This window comes from Bacillus sp. FSL L8-0193, from assembly GCF_037976065.1.
In the GTDB taxonomy this organism is placed as follows: domain Bacteria; phylum Bacillota; class Bacilli; order Bacillales; family Bacillaceae; genus Bacillus; species Bacillus paralicheniformis.
Map to the genome: position 1 here is coordinate 351,150 of NZ_CP150261.1, position 20,701 is coordinate 371,850.

The following is a 20,701-nucleotide window of genomic DNA, read 5'->3' on the forward strand; positions in this document are numbered from 1 at the left end:
TAGTCAATGTCTTCAAGTTGACAGTTCAGAAAATTCTGATTAATATAGATTTGTCATAACAAATTCAGCAACCCTTCGCCATTAAAAAGTCTTCTTTTATACGCAAATGTATAGACATCTATACGTGTTTCACCCTCAGCACAACCAGCTTTTCCAAACGAACACACCCGAAATTTTAATGAAATCATGATGTCAATCTCATTTATGTAAGCGTTTTCCCTTGTTGGCTTCTGTGCAGCTGCAGCTATTAGATGACAAGGAAAAATATAAAACAAACAAAAAAGGCGGTGAGGAATAGGAGATTTCTAGTTTCATAGTTTGTCAAAAAAATTGGATGAAAAGGAGATGAACATCGTGTTGGTCAACAAAAGCAAAAAGTTTTTCGTTTTTTCTTTCATTTTTGTCATGTTGCTGAGCTTGTCATTTGTAAATGGGGAAGTTGCAAAGGCCGATTCCGGAAAAAACTATAAAATCATCGGCTACTATCCATCATGGGGTGCTTACGGAAGGAATTTTCAAGTTTGGGATATGGACGTTTCAAAAGTCAGCCACATTAATTATGCTTTTGCTGATATTTGCTGGGAAGGAAGGCACGGGAACCCCGATCCGACAGGCCCCAATCCCCAAACATGGTCATGTCAGGATGAAAAAGGAGTGATCGACGCGCCAAATGGAACAATCGTAATGGGCGATCCCTGGATTGACGCACAAAAGTCAAATCCCGGGGATGTCTGGGATGAACCGATCCGCGGCAACTTTAAACAATTGCTGAAGCTGAAAAAGAGCCACCCTCATTTGAAAACGTTCATATCGGTCGGCGGATGGACTTGGTCTAACCGCTTTTCAGATGTCGCGGCAGATCCTGTGGCAAGGGGGAATTTCGCCGCTTCGGCCGTTGAATTTTTAAGGAAATACGGGTTTGACGGGGTCGATCTTGACTGGGAATACCCGGTCAGCGGAGGATTGCCGGGGAATAGTACACGGCCGGAAGATAAAAGAAATTACACGCTGCTCCTGCAAGAGGTGCGTAAAAAACTTAATGCTGCAGAAGCAAAGGACGGCAAGGAATACTTGCTGACGATCGCATCCGGCGCAAGTCCGGAGTATGTGAGCAACACTGAGCTTGATAAAATTGCTCAAACCGTGGATTGGATTAACATCATGACCTATGACTTTAATGGCGGATGGCAAAGCATAAGCGCCCATAATGCGCCGCTGTTCTATGATCCAAAAGCAAAAGAAGCAGGCGTTCCAAATGCTGAGACCTACAACATTGAAAACACTGTGAAGCGCTATAAGGAAGCCGGTGTTAAGGGGGACAAATTAGTGCTTGGAACACCGTTCTACGGAAGGGGCTGGAGCGGTTGTGAGTCCGGCGGCCACGGAGAATATCAGAAGTGCGGACCGGCGAAAGAAGGGACATGGGAAAATGGAGTATTCGACTTTTCAGATCTTGAAAAGAATTATGTAAATCAAAACGGCTATAAAAGGTATTGGAACGATCAAGCGAAAGTGCCGTTTTTGTATAACGCGGAAAATGGCAATTTCATCACTTATGATGATGAACAATCATTCGGCCACAAAACGGATTTTATTAAAGCAAACGGATTAAGCGGAGCGATGTTCTGGGATTTCAGCGGCGATTCCAATCGGACGCTTCTCAATAAATTGGCAGCCGATTTAGATTTTGCACCGGACGGAGGCAATCCGGAGCCGCCTTCATCGGCACCTGTGAATGTGCGTGTAACCGGAAAAACTGCTACAAGTGTCAGCCTGGCGTGGGATGCGCCGAGCAGCGGAGCAAACATTACGGAATATGTCGTGTCATTTGAAAGCCGGTCGATATCTGTAAAAGAAACATCAGCGGAAATCGGCAACTTGAAGCCGGGTACGGCCTACTCATTTACAGTTTCAGCAAAGGATGCCGATGGAGAGCTCCATACCGGACCAACAGTAAAGGTCACGACGAATTCTGACCAGGCATGTTCATATGACGAATGGAAAGAGACGAACGCATACACGGGCGGAGAGCGGGTTGCATTTAACGGAAAAGTGTATGAAGCGAAATGGTGGACGAAAGGCGACCGGCCGGATCAATCCGGTGAATGGGGCGTATGGCGGCTGGTCGGAGGCTGCGAATAACAGAAAGTCAAATGGATAGAAAACGATAAAGAGAGATTTGGGAAAAAGCTTCTCACGTCTCTCTTTATGGACAAAGGAGTCTGAATAAACATGAAGATAGCCGCTTCATCTATTTTATCCTGTGTGCTGCTCCTTGCGCTTTTTATCCCGAACCGGCACATTTCTGCAGAGACTTCAAATGAACAACCGGACTGCCGTCCGGAAGGGCTTTGGGACTCAGGCGTTGAACATGTGCCGTACTGCGATGTATACGACCGGGACGGCCGTGAAAAGCTTGCCAATCAGTTAGACCGGAGAATCATCGGGTACTTTACAAGCTGGCGTACTGGAAAAGGCAATCAAGATCGTTATTTAGTAAATGATATCCCCTGGAAGTACTTGAGCCACATTAATTATGCGTTTGCCCACATCGGGGAAGATCATCGGATTTCAGTCGGAGATGAGACAGATGAGAACAACCCGTCCATCGGGATGACCTGGCCGGAGCATTCCGATGTAAAAATGGATCAAACCTTGCCGTATAAGGGGCATTTTAACCTTATCCATCAATATAAAGAGAAATACCCGAATGTAAAAGTTTTGGCGGCTGTCGGCGGTTGGGCCGAAACCGGCGGTTATGTTGACAGGGACGGGAAGCGGATTCCAAGCGGCGGCTTTTATTCGATGACAACGAATGGAGACGGATCTGTAAACCACAAGGGTATTCACACCTTTGCGGAGTCGGTCGTTGCGTTTCTCAGAAAATACGAGATCGATGGAATCGATATTGATTATGAGTACCCTACATCAATGCAGGATGCAGGAAATCCTGCAGATTGGAACATCGCCAATCCGCGGCGCAACGGGTTAAATAAAAGCTTTGAGGCATTGATGAAAATATTAAGAGAAAAGCTTGATCAAGCGTCCGCTGAAGATGGAAAGTACTACATGCTGACCATTGCAGCGCCATCATCGGCATATTTACTGAGAGGGATGGAAACGTTTAAGCCGCTTCGATATGTCGATTATGTCAATATTATGTCCTATGATCTTCATGGAGCCTGGAATGAGTTTGTCGGACCGAACGCTTCTTTATTCGATAACGGCGAAGATGCCGAACTCAAGCATTCCAACATATATACTACGCCGGAATATGAAGGGATCGGATATTTAAATACGGACTGGGCTTACCATTATTTTAGAGGAGCTATGGAATCGGGGCGAATCAATATCGGTGTTCCTTATTATACGAGAGGCTGGAAGAATGTGAACGGCGGAGTAAACGGGCTGTGGGGAACATCCAAAAGCGCAGATTGTCCTCAGGGACTCAGGCAATGCGGTGACGGAGCAACCGGAATCGATAATATTTGGCACGATAAAGATGAGCAGGGGAATGAAATTGGAGCAGGGGCAAACCCGATGTGGCACGCCAAAAACCTTGAAAAGGGCATTGCCGGTTCTTATCTGGAAAGGTATGGATTGAGCAAGGCTGATTTGACAGGCGCTTATCAAAGGCATTATGACGCGGGGCTGGCAGCGCCTTGGCTTTGGAATCCAGAAAAGAAAGTGTTTCTATCGACAGAGGATGAGGAATCGATCAAAACGAAGGCGGATTATGTCGTTGATAAAGGAATCGGGGGTGTCATGTTTTGGGATTTGAGCGGTGATTATGACTGGTATCCCGAACGAAACGGCAATAAAGGAGAATACGATATTGGCAATACTTTAACGAGCACGCTGTATCACAAATTCTCGGATACAACACCATACGATAACCGGCTCAGCACATCGCCTTTTCCTGATGAATCATTGGATGTAGACATAGAGCTGACGAACTTTCCATTAGGAGATCAAAATTACCCGATCCACCCGGTAATGAAGCTGATCAATAACAGCGATGTCACGATTACGGGAGGTTCTGTTATCGAATTTGATGTGCCGACATCCACTTCCCCTCGGTTTGGAAGCTGGAGCGGCGATCAAGTTGAAGTGATTGCTAAAGGGCATACGGGACCGAACATTGGCGGACTGACGGGAGATTTCCACCGCATCGGAGTGACTCTATCAAGCTGGAAAACGATTAAACCTGGTGAGGCGGCGGAGTTTCAGCTTGTTTATTATTTGCCGATCAGCGGCCCTTCAAATTTCACGATATCAATAGATGGAAAAAAGTACAGGCTTAATGTGAAGTAAGTGTACCAGCCGTTAGATATAACAGCCCGTTCCAAAAGGAAGCGGGCTGTCTTCGTGTGTTATTGGGCGCTGTTTTTCCAGTTGCTCAAATTGTCAAACACTTCTTTTGTAATCCGGGTGCCTCTGTTGTACGAAGAGCCGCCGTATACTCCATTTGTGTGGACGGCAAGCGAGCATGGACCGCTGCAGTTCGTTCTTGAACTGCTTTGTTCGAATACCGGTGAACCGCTCTGGCCTCCGTACGTGTCCATTGCATACTGCAATTTATACGTTTCGGAGATGGCAATCGGTCCTGAATGCTGCCATTGTGTGCCTGTTGTTTTATCGCCTGGATAACCGCTGATAGTAACAGTTGTCCCGACAAGTGATGAAGTGGTGTACGAGTATCCGAAGTATCCGACAGTATTGCCGATTGGTTCGCTTAGTTCGATTGCACCGTAATCGTAATTGGTGTTACCGCTTCTCCATCCTGACGGAATAAAGTAGCGCGTCGATTTAACAGAGCCGTAAGGGTAGCTTGTCCCGTTCCGTCCCGGCGAAACAGTAGCTGTCCCGGCAAATGAACCGCTTGATGTGTCATAGATGCAATGTCCGGCTGTTGCGACGGTTTTCGGACCGATCATCCATCCGGTGCACGAACCGATGCTGCTTGAAATATGAACGATCGCTCTGTACGGATATGCGCTTGTGTTGGTCACCCTTGTCCGATCATCAGAACCAATCACCGATTTAATGCTGTAAGGAGCTTTGGCGGAGGACTCTTTTGCCGTTTTTTCCTTTGTTTCATTCACTTTGCCGGTGCCTGTAAATGCCTTTGAATACGAGCCGTATTGATCGCTTTTCATGTTTGGATCATAGGTAACCGATGTTTCCGCTTTGTATGAAGGATCGCTTGAAACAGGAGAATGAGGCGATGGTGCGGCTTGGGCCGGGTGGATACCTAAAGAATAAATAGAAATACCAATGAGACCTGTGATCAAACCTCGTTTAACACTCTTTTTACTAACCAAATCGTATCACTTCCTTATTTTGTTGTAAGTTCAAGTTAGATATTAACAAAATAATTCTGAATTTTCCATATGTTTAAAAAAGATCATACTAGAGGCATGTATTCACATTTTGTTTGATCATATTGATACCGGGTAATGTACATGAAGAAAAGAAATTGAGGGGGGTTTAAGTTGTACAGTGATTTAAAAGGAAAAACAGCAATTGTGACCGGTTCTTCAAAAGGTATAGGCAAGGCGGTTGCAGAACGGTTTGGAAAAGAAAAGATGAATGTGGTTGTCAATTATCGCAGCGATCCCGGAGGCGCACGGGAAGCCGTCGACAATATTCAAGCAGCGGGCGGAAACGCCCTTGCGGTAGAAGCTGACGTGTCTTCTGAAGAGGATATAAAAAAGCTGATTAAATCAGCAGTTGAACATTTCGGCTCACTTGATGTCATGGTCAATAATTCAGGATTTAACGGCGCAGAAGCCCTCCCGCACGAACTTGAACTTGGTGAATGGCAGAAAGTGATCGACGTTAATTTAACCGGTACGTTTCTCGGCGCACGGGAAGCCTTAAGATATATGGCGGACCGCCACATGAAAGGGAGCATACTCAATATATCAAGCGTTCATCAGCAAATTCCGAGGCCGAAAAATGTTCATTACTCCGCTTCAAAAGGCGGAATGAAGCTTTTGACAGAAACGCTTGCCCTTGATTATGCGGACAAAGGAATCCGCGTCAATTCGATCGCGCCGGGAACGATCGCAACCGAAAGCAATGAAGACTTGGAGGGAAGCCACAAGTCGGCACAGCTGAAAAAGATACCGATGAACGAATTTGGCGAGCCTGAACAAGTGGCTTCCGCAGCGGCATGGCTTGTGTCGAAAGAAGCCGCCTATGTAACGGGCGCGACTTTGTTCGTTGACGGCGGTATGACGCTTTACCCGTCACAGCTGGAATAGCAAGTGCATTTTTCAGCTCCCGTTCTGCCTTTTTCGAATGGCGGAATGGGGGTTTTTTATTGCGTCACCTTTTATATCCTGTTTTTGTATATAATAGTTAAAAAGATGAGTTTAATAGCTTTAATGCTATTACAACTTAACTAACAAGGAGATTATAATGCAAAACAATGTCGTTCACATTGCCTTCGGCGAATCTGCCGGCGGCAGTATCAACATGATGCTCAAACAGTCGGGAGGAACCCAGGAAAAGAGTCTGATCGTCCTTCCTGAATTATTTTCCATCGGGCCGCTTCAAAACCTGGAAATTAAAGAAGGCAGGGTCAATCGTTATGAATGGTTGAAAACATATCTCAATGACCGATTTCACGAGCTTGGAGAGATATACAGCCGTTTTGAAGATGCGGTTTCTGCATTAAGCTGTATTCAGGAGCAAGCCTCCGTCTTTATGTGGACGGGCGATCATGCACACGAACAAACGGGCCTGAGATTTGTACATCATATCCTTCGGCAAATGAACCTGGCTGTTTTCCATCTGAATACGTCGAAGTACTTTCCCTATACCCGAAGTTCTGGTGAATTGAATGATGAAAAACTGAGATTCATTTATGAACAAGGGGATCAGTCGGCTTTGACAGCCGCTGAAAGACGGGGCCTTGCGGAGGAATGGACAGCGCTGTCTCAGCAGACAAGCGTGTTGCGAGTATGGGAAGACGGCAGAATTAAAAGCGTGAAAGAAGACTTTTATGATTCGTTCATCATCGGCAAGCTCGCACAGCTTCAAAAAAACCGTTCAACCAATACCTTTATCAACTGTCCCCGCCTGATCGGCGAAGTCATTGGCCATCTGAAGGAGAACATCGGAGATGAATTCATCGAGTACCGCATTTTAGAGCTGATCCGCAAAGGCATTTTTGAGATGGAAGGCGTACCAAAAGGAATGAGATATTTTAGCATAAGGTTAAAATCGCCATGTAAGTTCACCATTTAAATCCAATTATCTCAATTTTCATGAAACGATTAATGGTATATTTCGTATACATAAGGAGACGAAAATGAAAGAGAGGTAGACAGGATTTGGTTCGTGAACAGTTAAAACAAAAAGCGCAGTCCATCAGTAAGGTTCCCTCACATTATCAGCTCATGATCGAAGATTACGGAGAAAAGGACGAAAAAGAGAGGCCGGTTTTTTTCGTCTGGAAGGATATTGAAGAGCCGGATCAGGACATATCGGTAGAGTTAGATCATCACGGCCGCTTAATCAGTTTGACAAAAGAGTATGAACCGGCGGTCGAGGAATCTCTTCCAGAGGAAAGGCTGCTGAAAATCGCCCTTCAGTTTACAGAACAGCATTACCCGAGTGCGTCTCATGAATTTGTTTACCATGAAAAGAAGGAAACAGAACAATTCGTCCGTTTTACGTATGTTCAGACTGTCCTTGATCTTCCGCTGCCGCAAACAGGCTTTTACGTCAAGGTCGCCAAGAACGGAGAGGTGATGGAGTTTCGCTATAACGGTGGAACAAGCTCTTTCTCCATTCCAAAGCAGATCGCTGATAAGGAATCGGTGACAGCCGATTATCTTAAACATATTCAATTCGAATTGGCGGTCGAAAAAGTCCGCAGTGAGCTTTATGAAGGGGGAGATGATCGCCCGCATCTCATTTACGAAGCAGACTTGCCGTTTTTCAGCTATCCTGCCGATATCACGGGAAAATGCCATATGAAGCCTGCGGCGGATGAAGAGGAAGAGGAGGAAACATTGCCGCTCCCTTTGCTGCCTGAGGCTGACCGTCATGCTGATATCGATGACATGATCGGCTATACTCCTTCGATGCGGAAAATCCGTGAAACCGATATGGGAGAGTCAATTGGAACGGTATGGCGCCTGGGAAACGAACCTGAGCCGAGAGACCGGAGTATAGCCGGCTATTTCGAAACATGGAACAAAAATACGTTGAAAATCATGAAAGATAAAAAGTCAGGGAAGCTCAAAGGGGTAGCTTCTTTCATCAAATCAGAAGGACACCTTTCCTTGAGCGTGGAAGACTGCTTGAAACGGGCGCTGCAATTTTTGTACAAGCTTTATCCCGGCGCAGATCAGCTTTTTCGAATGCATCCGGCGGAAAATGACGGGGACAGGCAAAACGCTTTTTTTCAATTTGATCTTCAATACAAAGAGGTGCCGTTAAGGCTTGGCTCTGCCAATATCAGTATCAGTCGGACAACCGGCAGGGTCGTCGGTTATAACGGTCCGGAAATCGAGCCGGAAGCGCTGGCCGATCTGAGTCCTTCGCCATCTATTTCAGAGGAAGAAGCGAAAGCGGTTTTTGCAGCGGCATTTGATGTGAAGCTGCAATGGGAAAGGGATTACAGTCGGGAAAAGGATGACTTCTACAGGCTTATTTACCGGCCGGTCTACCCGTACTTTATCGATGCCCATGACGGAAAGGCGTTTATGAGCAAAAACATGTAATAAACGGCGGCTGGCTAAGGCACAAAGGCCCCCGGCCGCCGTCTCTTGTAAGATCAGGTGTCGTCCTCTGTCCCAGTGGAGATCGGATGGTCGGGGTAGCTGATCCAATCGCTCCAGCTGCCGGCATACAGCTTCACATTTTCAAATCCGGCTTCTTTCAGGCCGAGCACATTTGGGCAGGCTGATACGCCCGATCCGCAATAGACGACAATTTCACTGTCCGGGTCTAAAACAGCATAGTGCTGTCTGAGTTGTTCTTTGCTTTTCCATAATCCGCTTTCGGTCAGATTGCCTTTCCAAAAAAAGTTTTTGGCTCCGGGAATATGGCCGGCCCGGTGATCGAGTGGCTCGTTTTCCCCTGTGTATCGAGAAGGATCACGCGCATCAATCAGGATGGAGCTTTTTCTGCCGATTCGCTTCAGCACGTCTCCGGCATCAAGGAGTTCGTTTTCTCTGAGCGCCGGCTTAAACTCGCGCTGGATAGGACGGGGAACCTCGGCGGTCATCGCATAGCCCGATTTGATCCAGTTGGACAGACCCCCATCCATAATATAGACGCTGTCATGCCCGAGGTAGTGAAGCTGCCACCAAAAGCGCGCTGCAAACATGCCGCCGCTGTCATCATAAACAATGACATCTGTTTCCCGGTCAATGCCGATTTTCCCAAGCTTTGCGGCCAGACGGTCAGGGTCTTGAAGCGGATGTCTGCCGCCGTGCACTTCCGCATTACGCGACAGATCCTCTTTTAAATCAATGTAAACGGCTCTCGGCACATGGCTTTTCGTATACGTTTTCCGGCCTTCGTCCGGTTTTGTCAAATGAAACCTCACATCGACAATAACCGTTTGGTCCGGATTTTCCCTTAATCGTTTGTATACCCATTCAGGGCTTTTCAATACTGACAATCCGATCCCTCCGCTCCCCTTTGTTTTTTCTCGGGTTCTGATAATAGAAGAATAGCTTTCTTTCAAGGGGAATGTCAAAGATAAATCCCGAAATCGTCATCACCTAAATGAAACAGAATATGATAAAGGTGACGACATCATGGGGGTGACTAATATGGCAGTAGTTAAGGCTTCTTCTAAAGATATCAATCTTTTGGCCAGACTTTTGAGAGCGGAGGCTGAAGGCGAAGGCGTGCAAGGAATGCTGATGGTCGGAAATGTCGGAATCAACCGCATCAGGGCAAACTGTTCCGACTTTGTGGGACTTCGCACCATTCCGCAGATGATCCATCAGCCGCATGCGTTTGAAGCCGTGACGCACGGTTATTTCTATCAAAGGGCACGGGAAAGCGAAAGGCGCTTGGCGCGCAGGGCGATCAACGGAGAGCGGCTCTGGCCGGCAAAGTTCAGTTTGTGGTATTTCAGACCGGCAGGGGCGTGTCCCGCACAGTGGTATAATCAGCCGCATGTCGGCCGCTTTAAAGCGCATTGTTTTTATGAGCCGACAGCGGAAGAGTGTGAGAATGTCTATAATACGTTTTAATAAAAACATCCCTTTTCAACGGATTTTGAAAAGGGATGTTTTTTGGTCAAAATAACTCTGCAAGTCTTTCGTAAGACTGCTTCTTATCTTCAAACCGGTAAACGTTCGTCAAAACCATAAACTCATCTGTTTGATACCGGTCAGAGAGCTCGAGCAGTTTTCTTTTGACCGTTCGAGGAGACCCGATCACCATACGGCTGCGGTTGTGGGCAAGCTTTTTTTTATCGGCAGCGGTGTAAGTGGCAGATTTTGCCTCCTCAATGCTTGGGACAAGACTGTCCAATCCTTTTTCAACTCTTAGAAGCCATAAATCCTGGCTCAAGCAAAGCTCCTCAGCTTTTTCATCGGATTCCGCACAAACGACGAAAACGGCGGCTAAAGATTGGGGGCGCTTAAAGAAAGGAGAAGGCCGAAAGCTTTCCCGATATAATTGAAAGGCGTTCCTCCCTCTTGCGGAATTGATGAAATGTCCGAATACGTATCCCGCTCCCATGTCACCGGCCAATTTCGCGCTGTTTTCTCCAAGCCCTAAAAGCCACACCTCCGGCGGCGAATCTGTCAAAGGGGCCGCTTTGATTCCGAAATAATCGTGTCCGGAAGGGACGGAATCAGTCAAAAAGCCCAACAAGTCTTGAAGCTGTCTCGGGAATTCGTCCAGGCTTTTATGAACCCCGTCTGTCAGCGCCAGCCTCGTTTTGGCTGTGCCTCCCGGAGAGCGGCCGATCCCCAGGTCAATCCTCCCGGGATAAAGGGCTTCAAGCTGCCGAAAGCTTTCAGCCACTTTAAAGGGACTGTATTGAGGAAGCAGAACACCGCCCGAACCGACGCGAATATTTGCAGTTTTTGCCGCAATGTGTGCGATCATGATTTCGGGAGCGGTACTGGCAAGTCCGCGTGTGCTGTGATGCTCGGCAAACCAATACCTTTTGTACCCCCATTGATCCGCGAGCTCTGCCAGCTCTGCAGAATGCTTCAAGGCTGAATACGCATCTGAGCCTTTTGATATTGGAACCTGGTCAAGAACACTGAGCTGCATCATTTGTCACCGGCCTTCCTTTTCAGTAAGACAAGCATATGAAAAACAGCAGGAAGGGTCAAATCGAAGAGAATACGAGAGTTAAAACAAGATGAGTCAAAACATGACACTGCTGAAACAAAAACGAAATATAAATGTAATATAAATTGACGCCTATTGTCGAAAATAGATGGTATAATAACGTCTGTACATCGGTAACGGATATATTAATCATAGGTCATAAGATTCATTTTTTAATAATGTTCAAGCGAATTTACATAATGAAAAAACAAGAATACATAAAGGAAAGAGGAGTAGAAAGTGAAAAAAAAGGTTTATACTTTTGGTTTAGCGTCGATTCTCGGAACAGCTAGTCTATTTACCCCCTTTATGAACAACACGGCATCGGCAGAAACCTCTCAGCAAAAACAAGAAATTCAGCAAAAGCGTTCTGAAGTGAATTCAGGCATCGAGGGCAAACGGAAAGAAATCGCCAAGCTGCAAGACGAGCAGAAAAAGCTTGAAGCCAAAATCCAAGAGCTTGATAAAAAAGCACTTGAAACAAGCAACAAAATCGAAGACAAAGAAAAAGAAAACAAAAAAACCAAAAAAGAAGTGGAAGCTCTGAAAAAAGAAATCAAAGAAACTGAAAAGCGGATTGAAGAGCGTTCAAAAGTGATTAAAAATCGCGTGCGCAGCCTGCAGGAAAACGGCGGATCCCAAAACTATCTGAATGTCCTTCTGGGCGCACAAAGCTTCGGAGATTTTATCACTCGTGCAACGGCTGTTTCAACAATTGTTGACGCGGATAAAGACCTGCTTGACGAGCAGGAAAAAGATAAAAACAAGCTTGAAAAAGCAATGTCTGACTTAAATACAAAACTGGATGAAATCCAAAAAACTTTAGCCGATTTAAAAACGCTTAAATCGGATCTTGATAAACAGCTGAAAGAACAGGCGAACCTTTCTAAGCAGCTGCAAACGAAACAGGCGGCAGCAGAATCAGAGCTGAGCGATCTGAAAAAAGAAGCGGGCTCACTGACAAAAGAAGAAGCCGCTCTTGAACAAAAACTTAAAGAAGAAAGAGCTGCAGCGGCTGCAGCAGCAAAAGCGAAAGAAGAATCTGCTACGGCTGAAAAGTCAGACTCAGGATCAACCTCAGGTTCAGTCAGCAAATCCAACGGATCGTCCAACAGCGGTTCTTCAAGCAGCAAGAAAAGCAGCAGCCCGTCAAGAAACTACTCTTCCGGTTCTGTTGTCAGCAGCAATGGAAACGCAATTGAAGCTGCCATCAGCACAGGTTCAAGCATCGTCGGCAGATCTCCGTACGTATGGGGAGGCGGACGTTCTCAAGCTGATATCGACAACCGTCGTTTCGACTGCTCATCATTCGTACGCTGGGCTTATGCATCAGCAGGCGTAGAGCTTGGATTCGGTGCGACAACAAGCACGCTTGTCGGCAAAGGACGAGCTGTGAGCGCGTCTGAAATGAAGCGTGGAGACTTGGTCTTCTTTGACACATACAAAACGAACGGCCACGTGGGTATTTATCTTGGCAATGGCACATTCTTGAACGATAACAGCTCACGCGGGGTATCCGTCGATTCTATGAGCAACCCGTATTGGAAGAAAGCCTTCAGCGGAGTTGTCAGACGGGTCGTTGAATAAAATATCATACAGAAACAAACGCCGTTCCTGATCGGGAGCGGCGTTTTTATATTACAGCGGCAAGTCGCGCTTTTTAAAGATGAGAATGCTGAGTGCGAAGGCGGCAAAACCGACCGCGGCAAGAACAAGAGACACTTGAGCGATATCGGCGCTCCCGTTTACAATATCGCCAGGTCTGAATAAAGAGAAAACCGATAGGCTCCTCATCCATTCCGTCTTTTCGCTTAGTTTGCCGAGCAAGTCGAAGCTGAAGAATAAAAACGTGATGCCTCCGGAAAGTCCGAGGGCTCTTTTTTCGTCATTTGAAATGGCCGAAAAGAGGAACGAGATGCCGCCGACGGCAAAGAAGAGCAGAAAGCCGAGCAAGTTCAGAACGAGAAACCTTGACACATTAAAATCGTAATCACCGCCCAGCATCAAATGGTAGCCCGCCAGCCCGGCCGCTGTCGTCACGGCCATAATGATCAAAAGACCTGTCGTTAAAACGGCTGCTTGGGTGAAAGCCACTTTGCCGCGCGTTGTCGGCGCAGACAGAATATAGGCCATTGACCCTTGATCCACGAGCTTTGCCAAAAGCTTAGTCGACAGCATGACAGAGAAGATCGACAAAATCACGATAAAGATTAAACCGTAATACTCTCCAGACATAAAATCTTCAAGATTCCCCAGTCCGTTTTCAAACCCAAAAGCATTGAGAAAGCCTTCCGGCATCGATTTGATCATTTTCTCAATATCCTCCGCATTGCCCGCGATGCTTGGATAAATGCCCAGTATCAAAAGAATATAGAAAGCGGAGCCTGCCCCGTAGCTTATGATTCCTTTCATGTTTGTTCTCATCATTTGTTTGTACAGGGAGAAGTTCATTTCACTGTCCCCTTTCTGTCATAGTAGTTCATGAAAATCTCTTCCAGGCTTTGTGAAGAAGAATCAATGTGCCGAATGTGATATTTGGCGGTTTCTTTAATAAATTGATCATGGTTCCCTAAAACGGCCACTTTGACACGATTGTCCGTCCGGGATTCGATTTGCAGACCCGAATTCATGAAGGCGGGAATGTCGCCCTTGTTTTCAAATGTAACTTCGAATACCTTTCGCTGCATCGACTGCAGTTCATGGATATCTTTGACGGCAATGATGATGCCGTCTTTTATAATGGCGGCTCTGTCACAGGTTCGTTCGATTTCAGGAAAGCTGTGGGAAGACATTAAAAACGTCGTTCCTCTCGCTTTTTCTTCGAGCACGATTTCAATAAACACTTTTTGCATCAGCGGATCGAGGCCTGATGTCGGTTCATCAAGAATGATGACTTCAGGGCTGTGCATAAAGGCAGCGACAATCCCGACTTTTTGCTTCATTCCTTTCGACATTTTTCTGATCGGCGTATGAACATCGAATTGGAGCCGTTCGATGAGTTCATTGCGCTTAGCTGTATCTTTTAAACCATGCATGTTTGCCATGAAATCGAGAAATTGTTTTCCCGTCATTCCTTCGATAAATGCAATCTCTCCGGGAAGATAGCCGATATGCCGCTGAATGTCGCCTTGATGATTCCGGACGTTCATTCCGTTTACTTTGATATCGCCTTGATCAGGCTTCATAAACCCCATGATATGTCGAATGGTTGTTGATTTTCCAGCTCCGTTTGGACCTAAAAATCCAAACACTTCACCTTTTTGAACATGAAATGAAACATCAAATATACCTTTGCCATTGGAAAACTTTTTCGTAAGACGTTCAACTGTCAGCATGTGACACCTCCAAAATGAAAATTATGAAATAATAGTGATTAATAATTACAAAACTAATTTTACGTTCTTATGAACTTTTTTGTCAACGGAATTAGTGAAATATTTTTATGTTATAATTTCATTAAGAAAGATACGTAAGGATGGTTATATGAACGGATTTGAAAAAAGGGCTTTGCTGATTAAAGAGAAAATCAAAAAGACGGCTTTGGATATGCTCAAAACATGGGAGCCAAAGCGCATCCGGATAACCGATATCGCAAAAGCGGCAAATGTTTCGCAGGTGACGATCTATAATTACTTTGGAAGCAAAGAAGCGCTCCTGAAAGAGGTTTTCAAAGACTATATCGATCAGTCCATCAGCGATTTTGAAGAATATATGAACAAAGATATTTCCGTTAAAGAAAAGATCGAATTGATGATTTTGCAGAAAAGGGAAGCCAATAATCAAAAATTTGCTCTAACGGTCGTCAAAGAGGTGATGATCGAAGACAGTGAAATAATGGATTATGTAAAGCGGCAATACGATGAAAAAATCATTCCCCTTATGCTCCAAATGATTGAAAAAGGTCATCGGTCAGGCGAAATCTCTCCCAAGATCACCGCGGAAAGCTTTCTCATATTTATGAATATGATCATTGAACATTCAAAAACTTTGGGTGAAGCCTTTGAAAAAAACAGACAGTTTACAGAGGAAATGATGCATATTTTCTTTTATGGCTTGTGCGGCAGACCGTAGATGTGCTTTTATAATAAAATTGTCATCTCTGTCATTTCTGTGAACCGCTGAAACAATTTCCTTGCTTTTCCGTATATAAGGCAGATACAAAAAACGAAAGGATTTACTAAACGATGAAGCACTCCTTTTTCTTTTTTATGTTCATTGCCTTTTTTCTCGTCACAGGCTTTTCTGAAGCAGGCAAATCCTTTTCGATCGAGCGGGCTGATATACGCGCGACAGTAAAAGAAAACGGTAATTTAAGCGTAGAGGAAGTTTACACATACGATTTTAAAGGCTCTTTCGAAGGGGCGACAAGATCGTTCAGCGAAGAAACCGCGAGCCGCTTGAAGAATTTTAAAGCCTATCTGCTTCCCAATCATCAAAAAAAAGGCGATCAAGCCATCCCGTTGAAGACAAAGAAAGAAGACGGGACTTATTATGCTTATTCGGCATCAAAGGATGAAACAAAAAAAGTGATGTTTCGCTATGTGATCGAAGATGCCGCCCAAAAGTTTGAAGACACGTCGATTTTGATTCATTCATTTTACCAAAAGGCAAATACGGATTTCGGCCGGGTAAAGATTGAAGTGCATCTGCCTGATTCGGTAAAGGCACGTGATATTCATGCGTTTTTGCGTGAAAAAGGAAACGGAAAGATTACGAAGGTGAACGATTCATCAGTCATCTACGAGACAGGACTCTATCGCGCAGGCACGGGCTCGGAACTGAGGATATATTTTCCGCAGAGCGCCTTGAAAGAGGCGGTCCGGCACCCTTCTTATCAGACAAAGGATGAGCTGCTGAAGGAGGAGAAAGACGAGGCGAAACGCTACGCCGATCGGGATGAACGGATTGCCGGCGCAGACAGGATGATTTGGATATTTTCGGGGATTGTCGGGTTCATGGTCATCATGGCTGTCATGCTTTCGTTTTTGAAGAAGAGACGCCGTGCCATGCTTTCGTTTGCAGAACTCGAGTCCTTAGATCCTGTACTTGTCGCTTTTCTTTACAAAAAAGGCCGTTTCACAGACCGTGATCTCCTGGCCGGCATGCTTTCGCTTTATCAACGGGGATTGGTCACTATGCGGAAGGTACAGGCGGAAGAAAGGTTTCTTGACGATCCTGAGGCGCCTGATGACACATACCAATTCGAATTTTCCGGGAGCAAGGCGGATTTGCCAAAGCCTGATCAGCTCTTAATTGAAAAACTTTTTGAGCAAACGGGCAGCGATACCTATATGTTCAGGCTGGATTCCCTCAGCGGGCCGACTGAGGAAGAATGCAAGCATAAGGAACAGCTGGGCAAATATGAACGAAAGAGGATCATTCTTCAAAACGTGGTTCAAAAATGGACGGAAAGTGTCAGACAAGCGCCTGAATTCAAGGAGCTGTTTCAAGAAAACCGCTGGCTGAGAATGCTGTCGCTTTCACTGCTTTCGGTCCATACCGGACTCCTGCTCTTTATCCTGTATGCAGACGTGGTGCATCAGGCCGGATTCATGGCGGCTTGCGTCATATTTGGCTTTGCACTGTCGGCGGGCATTGTTCTTGCAAAATCAAAGCTGTATACGATTTTGTTTTTGGCCGGCTTGTTTTTAGCATCTGTGTTTATCGACAGCATCCATACCATTTTGTATTACGGCATATGCGTCGGGCTGTCTATCTTATTGATTGCCTTCATTCCGGCCGTAAAAGAGAGCAGGTACGCTTCCATCTGCCGAAGATCGATTCTTTCTTGGAGAAACCATCTGAGAAAAGAAGATTTGTTTTCAGGGAGAAGCCTGTCTCAAAACGAAAAGACGATGATCTATGCAATTGTGCTTGAAGTTGAGGATGAATCTGCAGGATGGTTTAATCAATCAGCAAGCAGGCTTGATTACGCTTCCCCTGTCCTGGGTATGGCCGCAGCAGGCTGTTTGCATTATCCGTTTTACAGCTGGCAGCTGCCGTCTTCGCAGGAGCACGCCGGGGCATATGATGCGGGCGGTCCCGGAGCGGGCGGAGGCGACGGGGCAGGAGCTTTTTAAGCAGAAAAGGGGCCTATCGGGTAACCGATAAGGCTCCTTTCTGCTTATTTTCCCGCTATATCTGATCCCCGCATTCGCTGCTCAGCGGTTTTGATTCTGCTGGTGACAGGTTGATGTCCGTATGCTTTTGCCAAGCCGAACAACGGCATGTTATGGTAAAAAGCCTCATAGCGCCCTTTTGGAACAGTATACGTTTCATGATAGATGCCAACGGCTCCTGATGCGGCAGTTTTCTGATAAAAACGGCGCCAAGCCGCCATATGTTTATCAGCCTTTGCATATGCTGTCAAATCTTCGAAAGAACGCCAATATTGAATGAGAAAAATCGTCCTGAAATTGATGGATGATTCCGTTGCCAGAAAGCCGAGGTCTTTGTTTTGATGAAGCTCTTTTATCATAGGGGCCATGGCGGTAAAAACCGGCCACCATTTATGAACAGCATGCCACTTGTTTATTCTCATCCCGATCACAAATACAACGACTTCATCTTCAGGGGCGGCAGTAAAAGGCTTGTTGATGATCGTTTTACCCATTGGTCCCTTCCTTTCCATTCAGCCGGTTGATTGTGGCTTCACACCATTCAATTCCGGCCGAGGTGGTGCGTTTTCCATAATCCAAAGTGAAAAGCCAGTACTCTCTGTCCTTTGAATGGGAGCTGCATGAAAGAATTGACTGCTCGATTGCTTGATATGCCTCAAGCCGTTCTTCAAGCTTTCGTTGGTACTCCTTGACTTTCAAAGCGGTTTTCTCCCGCTCTTCTTCCTTGCTGAAAAACAGCTTCAGCAAAAATTCGTTTTTTTCTGAGGCGATGCCATTGATCGGTTCTTCAAGCCAGCTATGCAGCGCTTTTTGACCTTCATCGGTAATCAGGTACTCTTTTCTGTCCGGCTTTTTGTCCGAGAGCGTCGGAGATGCAGCGACCCAGCCTGCTTCTGTTAATTGGCGCAGCGCGGGATAAATTTGGCCGTAGCTGATTTTCCAAAAATGATTCAAACTTTGGTCGATCATTCGTTTCATTTCGTAACCCGTCTGGTAGCCGGCCGTAATCAATCCAAGGAGAGCGTAAGTCGTGTGATTTCTTTTTGTCATACATACCGCCTTATGTATCTTTTTGATATATATCTTTTAGATATACTATACCAAACACGATGACTTCGTGCAATCGCTACTATTGTCGTCTCTCTTTTGGCCAGGATGAAAAGATGATAAAAAAATATTGAAAAACCGCGAAACTTTCCCCTGAATCTTTCCGTATATATAGTTAAGCAGGTTAAATAATGATTCATTGGTCTTGTAGTTGTGAAGATATGAATCACGCTGGCGTGATAATTGGATCTATCAAACTCTTATTCTCATCCAGCACTGTGATCTTGAAAGTCATGATTCAACGGAGGAGTGAACAGTTTGGCTATTTCTTTAGAGAAAGGTCAGCGGATTGATTTAACAAAAGGGAAAGCGGGGCTTTCGAAGATTTTGGTCGGTCTCGGCTGGGACCCGGTAGCATCCGGAAGCGGCGGTTTTTTTGGAAAGCTGTTTGGAGGAGGAGCCCCGAATATTGACTGTGACGCATCCGTGCTGATGCTGGAAAACGGAAGAGTCACAGAGAACAAGAACGTCATTTATTTTGGAAACTTGAAGAGCAGATGCGGCAGCATCGAACATACCGGAGATAATCTGACAGGGGAAGGCAGCGGAGATGATGAACAAATCATCGTAGATTTGCAAAAAGTTCCTTCGCATATTCATAAGCTTGTCTTTGTCGTGAATATATACGATTGCGTGAAACGAAGCCAGCATTTCGGAATGATTGAAAATGCCTTCATACGCATCGTCAATATGAACGATCGCGTGGAGATGGTCAAATACAATCTGCGGGACGATTATTCTGGACGGACAAGCCTGATCGCGGGCGAGATTTACCGTGACGGCGCCGAGTGGAAATTCACCGCTGTCGGAGAAGGCACAAACGATACGAGCATTACGGAAATCGTCAAACGCTACGCCTGACATTCATAAAAGAAATGGGGAGATAACATGGCAATTTCATTAGCGAAAGGACAAAAGATCGATTTAACAAAAACAAATCCCGGATTGTCGAAAGTCGTCGTGGGCCTTGGCTGGGACGTCAATCAATATGACGGCGGCGCTGATTTTGACCTGGATGCGAGCGTGTTTCTGCTCAATGCAGAAGGCAAATGCGCTTCTGAAAAGGACTTTATTTTCTATAATCAGACCGAAGGCGCAGGCGGAGCTGTCATACATACAGGCGATAATCGAACAGGTGAAGGCGAAGGAGACGATGAGCAGGTAAAAATCAATTTGAATGCAGTGCCTGCCGACATTCAAAAGATTTCTTTTGTGATTACGATTCATGAAGCGGAAGCGCGCCGCCAAAACTTTGGACAGGTGTCAAATGCTTATGTTCGCGTGATCAATGAAGACTCGAATGAAGAGTTAATCCGCTATGATCTGGGTGAAGATTTCTCGATTGAAACAGCGCTGATCACGGGAGAGCTGTACCGTCACGGAGAAGAATGGAAATTCTCAGCGATCGGCTCAGGCTATCAAGGCGGACTGGCGAGGATCGCCACCGATTTCGGCCTGCAGGTCGGCTGATTTTGACGATCCGGACAGCAGTCGCCGCCCTGGCGTCCGTTTGTCCGGTTCCTGACATTTCTTAAAGGAGGTCCTATCGATGGCGATTCAATTATCTAAAGGGCAAAGGATCGATTTAACGAAAACGAACCCCGGTTTGACGAAAGCGCTGATCGGTTTAGGCTGGGATACAAACAAATATACTGGCGGCGCCGATTTTGATTTGGATGCGTCGGCTTTTCTTGTCGATCAGAACGATCGTTGCATCAATGAACGCGACTTCGTCTTTTACAACAACCTCGAGCATCCGAGCGGCGCCGTGATTCATACGGGTGACAACCGGACAGGAGAAGGTGAAGGCGATGACGAGCAAATCATCGTCGATTTCTCAAAAATACCCGACCATGTTGAAAAGATCGGCATCACGGTGACGATTCACGAGGCGGAAAGCCGCAGCCAAAACTTTGGACAAGTCTCAAATGCGTTTGTCCGGCTCGTTGATGAATCAACAAATGAGGAGCTGCTTCGCTTTGACTTGGGAGAGGATTTTTCGATTGAGACAGCGGTTGTTGTTTGCGAATTGTACCGTCACGGAGCCGATTGGAAATTCAATGCGATCGGCAGCGGATTTTCCGGCGGATTGGCATCGCTTTGCCGCAACTACGGCCTGCAAGTCTAGTTTTGCCGGCTGAATCACGTTT

General features: G+C 45.9%; 19 protein-coding genes. 12 read left to right on the plus strand and 7 right to left on the minus strand.

Annotated elements, in window-relative coordinates:
- Window positions 1-354 precede the first annotated feature (354 nt).
- Together MHH76_RS01895 and MHH76_RS01900 are read left to right on the plus strand one after the other, a co-directional pair.
- A complete protein-coding gene (locus tag MHH76_RS01895) occupies window positions 355-2,142 on the plus strand; it encodes a glycosyl hydrolase family 18 protein (protein WP_050820859.1) in 1,788 nt (595 codons plus the stop codon).
- Window positions 2,143-2,232: 90 nt separating this feature from the next.
- Entirely contained in the window at window positions 2,233-4,314 is a 2,082-nt protein-coding gene (locus tag MHH76_RS01900) for a glycosyl hydrolase family 18 protein (RefSeq protein ID WP_035337317.1), read from the plus strand.
- A gap of 59 nt (window positions 4,315-4,373) precedes the next feature.
- On the opposite strand, the gene MHH76_RS01905 is transcribed toward MHH76_RS01900, so the two are convergent.
- Window positions 4,374-5,324, minus strand: a complete 951-nt coding sequence (locus tag MHH76_RS01905) for a serine protease (RefSeq protein ID WP_023857791.1) — start codon at window positions 5,322-5,324, stop codon at window positions 4,374-4,376.
- Window positions 5,325-5,495: 171 nt separating this feature from the next.
- On the opposite strand from MHH76_RS01905, the gene MHH76_RS01910 reads away from it, so the two are divergent.
- The 3 genes from MHH76_RS01910 to MHH76_RS01920 all read left to right on the plus strand — a co-directional run bounded on the left by MHH76_RS01910 (window position 5,496) and on the right by MHH76_RS01920 (window position 8,741).
- Window positions 5,496-6,269 carry a glucose 1-dehydrogenase gene (locus MHH76_RS01910; protein WP_039073164.1) on the plus strand — a complete coding sequence of 258 codons (774 nt, stop codon included), beginning with the start codon at window positions 5,496-5,498 and terminating at the stop codon, window positions 6,267-6,269.
- A 157-nt stretch (window positions 6,270-6,426) separates the two neighbouring features.
- The gene (locus MHH76_RS01915; protein WP_043054038.1) at window positions 6,427-7,257 is read left to right on the plus strand and encodes a DUF1835 domain-containing protein; all 831 of its coding nucleotides are present in this window, start codon (window positions 6,427-6,429) and stop codon (window positions 7,255-7,257) included.
- An 86-nt stretch (window positions 7,258-7,343) separates the two neighbouring features.
- Window positions 7,344-8,741, plus strand: a complete 1,398-nt coding sequence (locus MHH76_RS01920) for a YcdB/YcdC domain-containing protein (RefSeq protein WP_025810798.1) — start codon at window positions 7,344-7,346, stop codon at window positions 8,739-8,741.
- A 53-nt stretch (window positions 8,742-8,794) separates the two neighbouring features.
- Here the strand turns inward: MHH76_RS01920 and MHH76_RS01925 are convergent, their stop codons facing one another.
- Window positions 8,795-9,646, minus strand: a complete 852-nt coding sequence (locus MHH76_RS01925) for a sulfurtransferase (RefSeq protein ID WP_033155084.1) — start codon at window positions 9,644-9,646, stop codon at window positions 8,795-8,797.
- Window positions 9,647-9,800: 154 nt separating this feature from the next.
- Between MHH76_RS01925 and MHH76_RS01930 the strand changes: the two genes are divergently transcribed.
- Window positions 9,801-10,229 (plus strand): cell wall hydrolase, encoded by a 429-nt coding sequence (locus MHH76_RS01930; RefSeq protein ID WP_023857795.1) that lies wholly within the window; start codon window positions 9,801-9,803, stop codon window positions 10,227-10,229.
- Window positions 10,230-10,275: 46 nt separating this feature from the next.
- Here MHH76_RS01930 and MHH76_RS01935 read toward each other — a convergent pair whose 3' ends face one another.
- Entirely contained in the window at window positions 10,276-11,268 is a 993-nt protein-coding gene (locus MHH76_RS01935) for an LLM class flavin-dependent oxidoreductase (RefSeq protein ID WP_230631817.1), read from the minus strand.
- A 297-nt stretch (window positions 11,269-11,565) separates the two neighbouring features.
- Between MHH76_RS01935 and MHH76_RS01940 the strand changes: the two genes are divergently transcribed.
- Window positions 11,566-12,912, plus strand: coding sequence for a C40 family peptidase (locus MHH76_RS01940; RefSeq protein WP_043054039.1), 1,347 nt, complete (start codon window positions 11,566-11,568; stop codon window positions 12,910-12,912).
- Window positions 12,913-12,963: 51 nt separating this feature from the next.
- On the opposite strand, the gene MHH76_RS01945 is transcribed toward MHH76_RS01940, so the two are convergent.
- Both MHH76_RS01945 and MHH76_RS01950 read right to left on the minus strand, forming a co-directional pair.
- On the minus strand, window positions 12,964-13,776 hold the full coding sequence (locus tag MHH76_RS01945; RefSeq protein ID WP_023857798.1) for an ABC transporter permease subunit: 813 nt from the start codon (window positions 13,774-13,776) through the stop codon (window positions 12,964-12,966).
- Complete coding sequence (locus MHH76_RS01950) at window positions 13,773-14,660, minus strand: ABC transporter ATP-binding protein (RefSeq protein ID WP_023857799.1); 888 nt, start codon at window positions 14,658-14,660, stop codon at window positions 13,773-13,775. The genes MHH76_RS01945 and MHH76_RS01950 overlap by 4 nt, the downstream gene beginning before the upstream one ends.
- A gap of 148 nt (window positions 14,661-14,808) precedes the next feature.
- Between MHH76_RS01950 and MHH76_RS01955 the strand changes: the two genes are divergently transcribed.
- Both MHH76_RS01955 and MHH76_RS01960 read left to right on the plus strand, forming a co-directional pair.
- Window positions 14,809-15,396 carry a TetR/AcrR family transcriptional regulator gene (locus MHH76_RS01955; RefSeq protein WP_023857800.1) on the plus strand — a complete coding sequence of 196 codons (588 nt, stop codon included), beginning with the start codon at window positions 14,809-14,811 and terminating at the stop codon, window positions 15,394-15,396.
- Between the two features lie 113 nt (window positions 15,397-15,509).
- The gene (locus MHH76_RS01960) at window positions 15,510-17,405 is read left to right on the plus strand and encodes a DUF2207 domain-containing protein (RefSeq protein ID WP_026580492.1); all 1,896 of its coding nucleotides are present in this window, start codon (window positions 15,510-15,512) and stop codon (window positions 17,403-17,405) included.
- A gap of 44 nt (window positions 17,406-17,449) precedes the next feature.
- On the opposite strand, the gene MHH76_RS01965 is transcribed toward MHH76_RS01960, so the two are convergent.
- Window positions 17,450-17,938 carry a DUF4188 domain-containing protein gene (locus MHH76_RS01965; protein WP_023857802.1) on the minus strand — a complete coding sequence of 163 codons (489 nt, stop codon included), beginning with the start codon at window positions 17,936-17,938 and terminating at the stop codon, window positions 17,450-17,452.
- The gene (locus MHH76_RS01970; protein WP_025810795.1) at window positions 17,931-18,494 is read right to left on the minus strand and encodes a PadR family transcriptional regulator; all 564 of its coding nucleotides are present in this window, start codon (window positions 18,492-18,494) and stop codon (window positions 17,931-17,933) included. The genes MHH76_RS01965 and MHH76_RS01970 overlap by 8 nt, the downstream gene beginning before the upstream one ends.
- A 315-nt stretch (window positions 18,495-18,809) precedes the next feature.
- Here MHH76_RS01970 and MHH76_RS01975 point away from each other — a divergent pair, with 315 nt between their 5' ends.
- From MHH76_RS01975 to MHH76_RS01985, 3 genes are all read left to right on the plus strand, one after another.
- Entirely contained in the window at window positions 18,810-19,412 is a 603-nt protein-coding gene (locus tag MHH76_RS01975) for a TerD family protein (RefSeq protein WP_020450063.1), read from the plus strand.
- A gap of 27 nt (window positions 19,413-19,439) precedes the next feature.
- Entirely contained in the window at window positions 19,440-20,021 is a 582-nt protein-coding gene (locus tag MHH76_RS01980; RefSeq protein ID WP_020450064.1) for a TerD family protein, read from the plus strand.
- A 79-nt stretch (window positions 20,022-20,100) separates the two neighbouring features.
- Entirely contained in the window at window positions 20,101-20,679 is a 579-nt protein-coding gene (locus MHH76_RS01985; RefSeq protein ID WP_020450065.1) for a TerD family protein, read from the plus strand.
- Window positions 20,680-20,701: the final 22 nt, after the last annotated feature.

Bases quoted from the DNA above. Each gene is read 5' to 3' on its own strand.
- MHH76_RS01930 (WP_023857795.1), top strand. From the start codon at position 9,801: ATGGCAGTAGTTAAGGCTTCTTCTAAAGATATCAATCTTTTGGCCAGA.
- MHH76_RS01915 (WP_043054038.1), top strand. From the start codon at position 6,427: ATGCAAAACAATGTCGTTCACATTGCCTTCGGCGAATCTGCCGGCGGC.
- MHH76_RS01960 (WP_026580492.1), top strand. From the start codon at position 15,510: ATGAAGCACTCCTTTTTCTTTTTTATGTTCATTGCCTTTTTTCTCGTC.
- MHH76_RS01955 (WP_023857800.1), top strand. From the start codon at position 14,809: ATGAACGGATTTGAAAAAAGGGCTTTGCTGATTAAAGAGAAAATCAAA.
- MHH76_RS01980 (WP_020450064.1), top strand. From the start codon at position 19,440: ATGGCAATTTCATTAGCGAAAGGACAAAAGATCGATTTAACAAAAACA.
- MHH76_RS01945 (WP_023857798.1), bottom strand. From the start codon at position 13,776: ATGAACTTCTCCCTGTACAAACAAATGATGAGAACAAACATGAAAGGA.
- MHH76_RS01970 (WP_025810795.1), bottom strand. From the start codon at position 18,494: ATGACAAAAAGAAATCACACGACTTACGCTCTCCTTGGATTGATTACG.
- MHH76_RS01985 (WP_020450065.1), top strand. From the start codon at position 20,101: ATGGCGATTCAATTATCTAAAGGGCAAAGGATCGATTTAACGAAAACG.
- MHH76_RS01965 (WP_023857802.1), bottom strand. From the start codon at position 17,938: ATGGGTAAAACGATCATCAACAAGCCTTTTACTGCCGCCCCTGAAGAT.
- MHH76_RS01950 (WP_023857799.1), bottom strand. From the start codon at position 14,660: ATGCTGACAGTTGAACGTCTTACGAAAAAGTTTTCCAATGGCAAAGGT.
- MHH76_RS01900 (WP_035337317.1), top strand. From the start codon at position 2,233: ATGAAGATAGCCGCTTCATCTATTTTATCCTGTGTGCTGCTCCTTGCG.
- MHH76_RS01935 (WP_230631817.1), bottom strand. From the start codon at position 11,268: ATGATGCAGCTCAGTGTTCTTGACCAGGTTCCAATATCAAAAGGCTCA.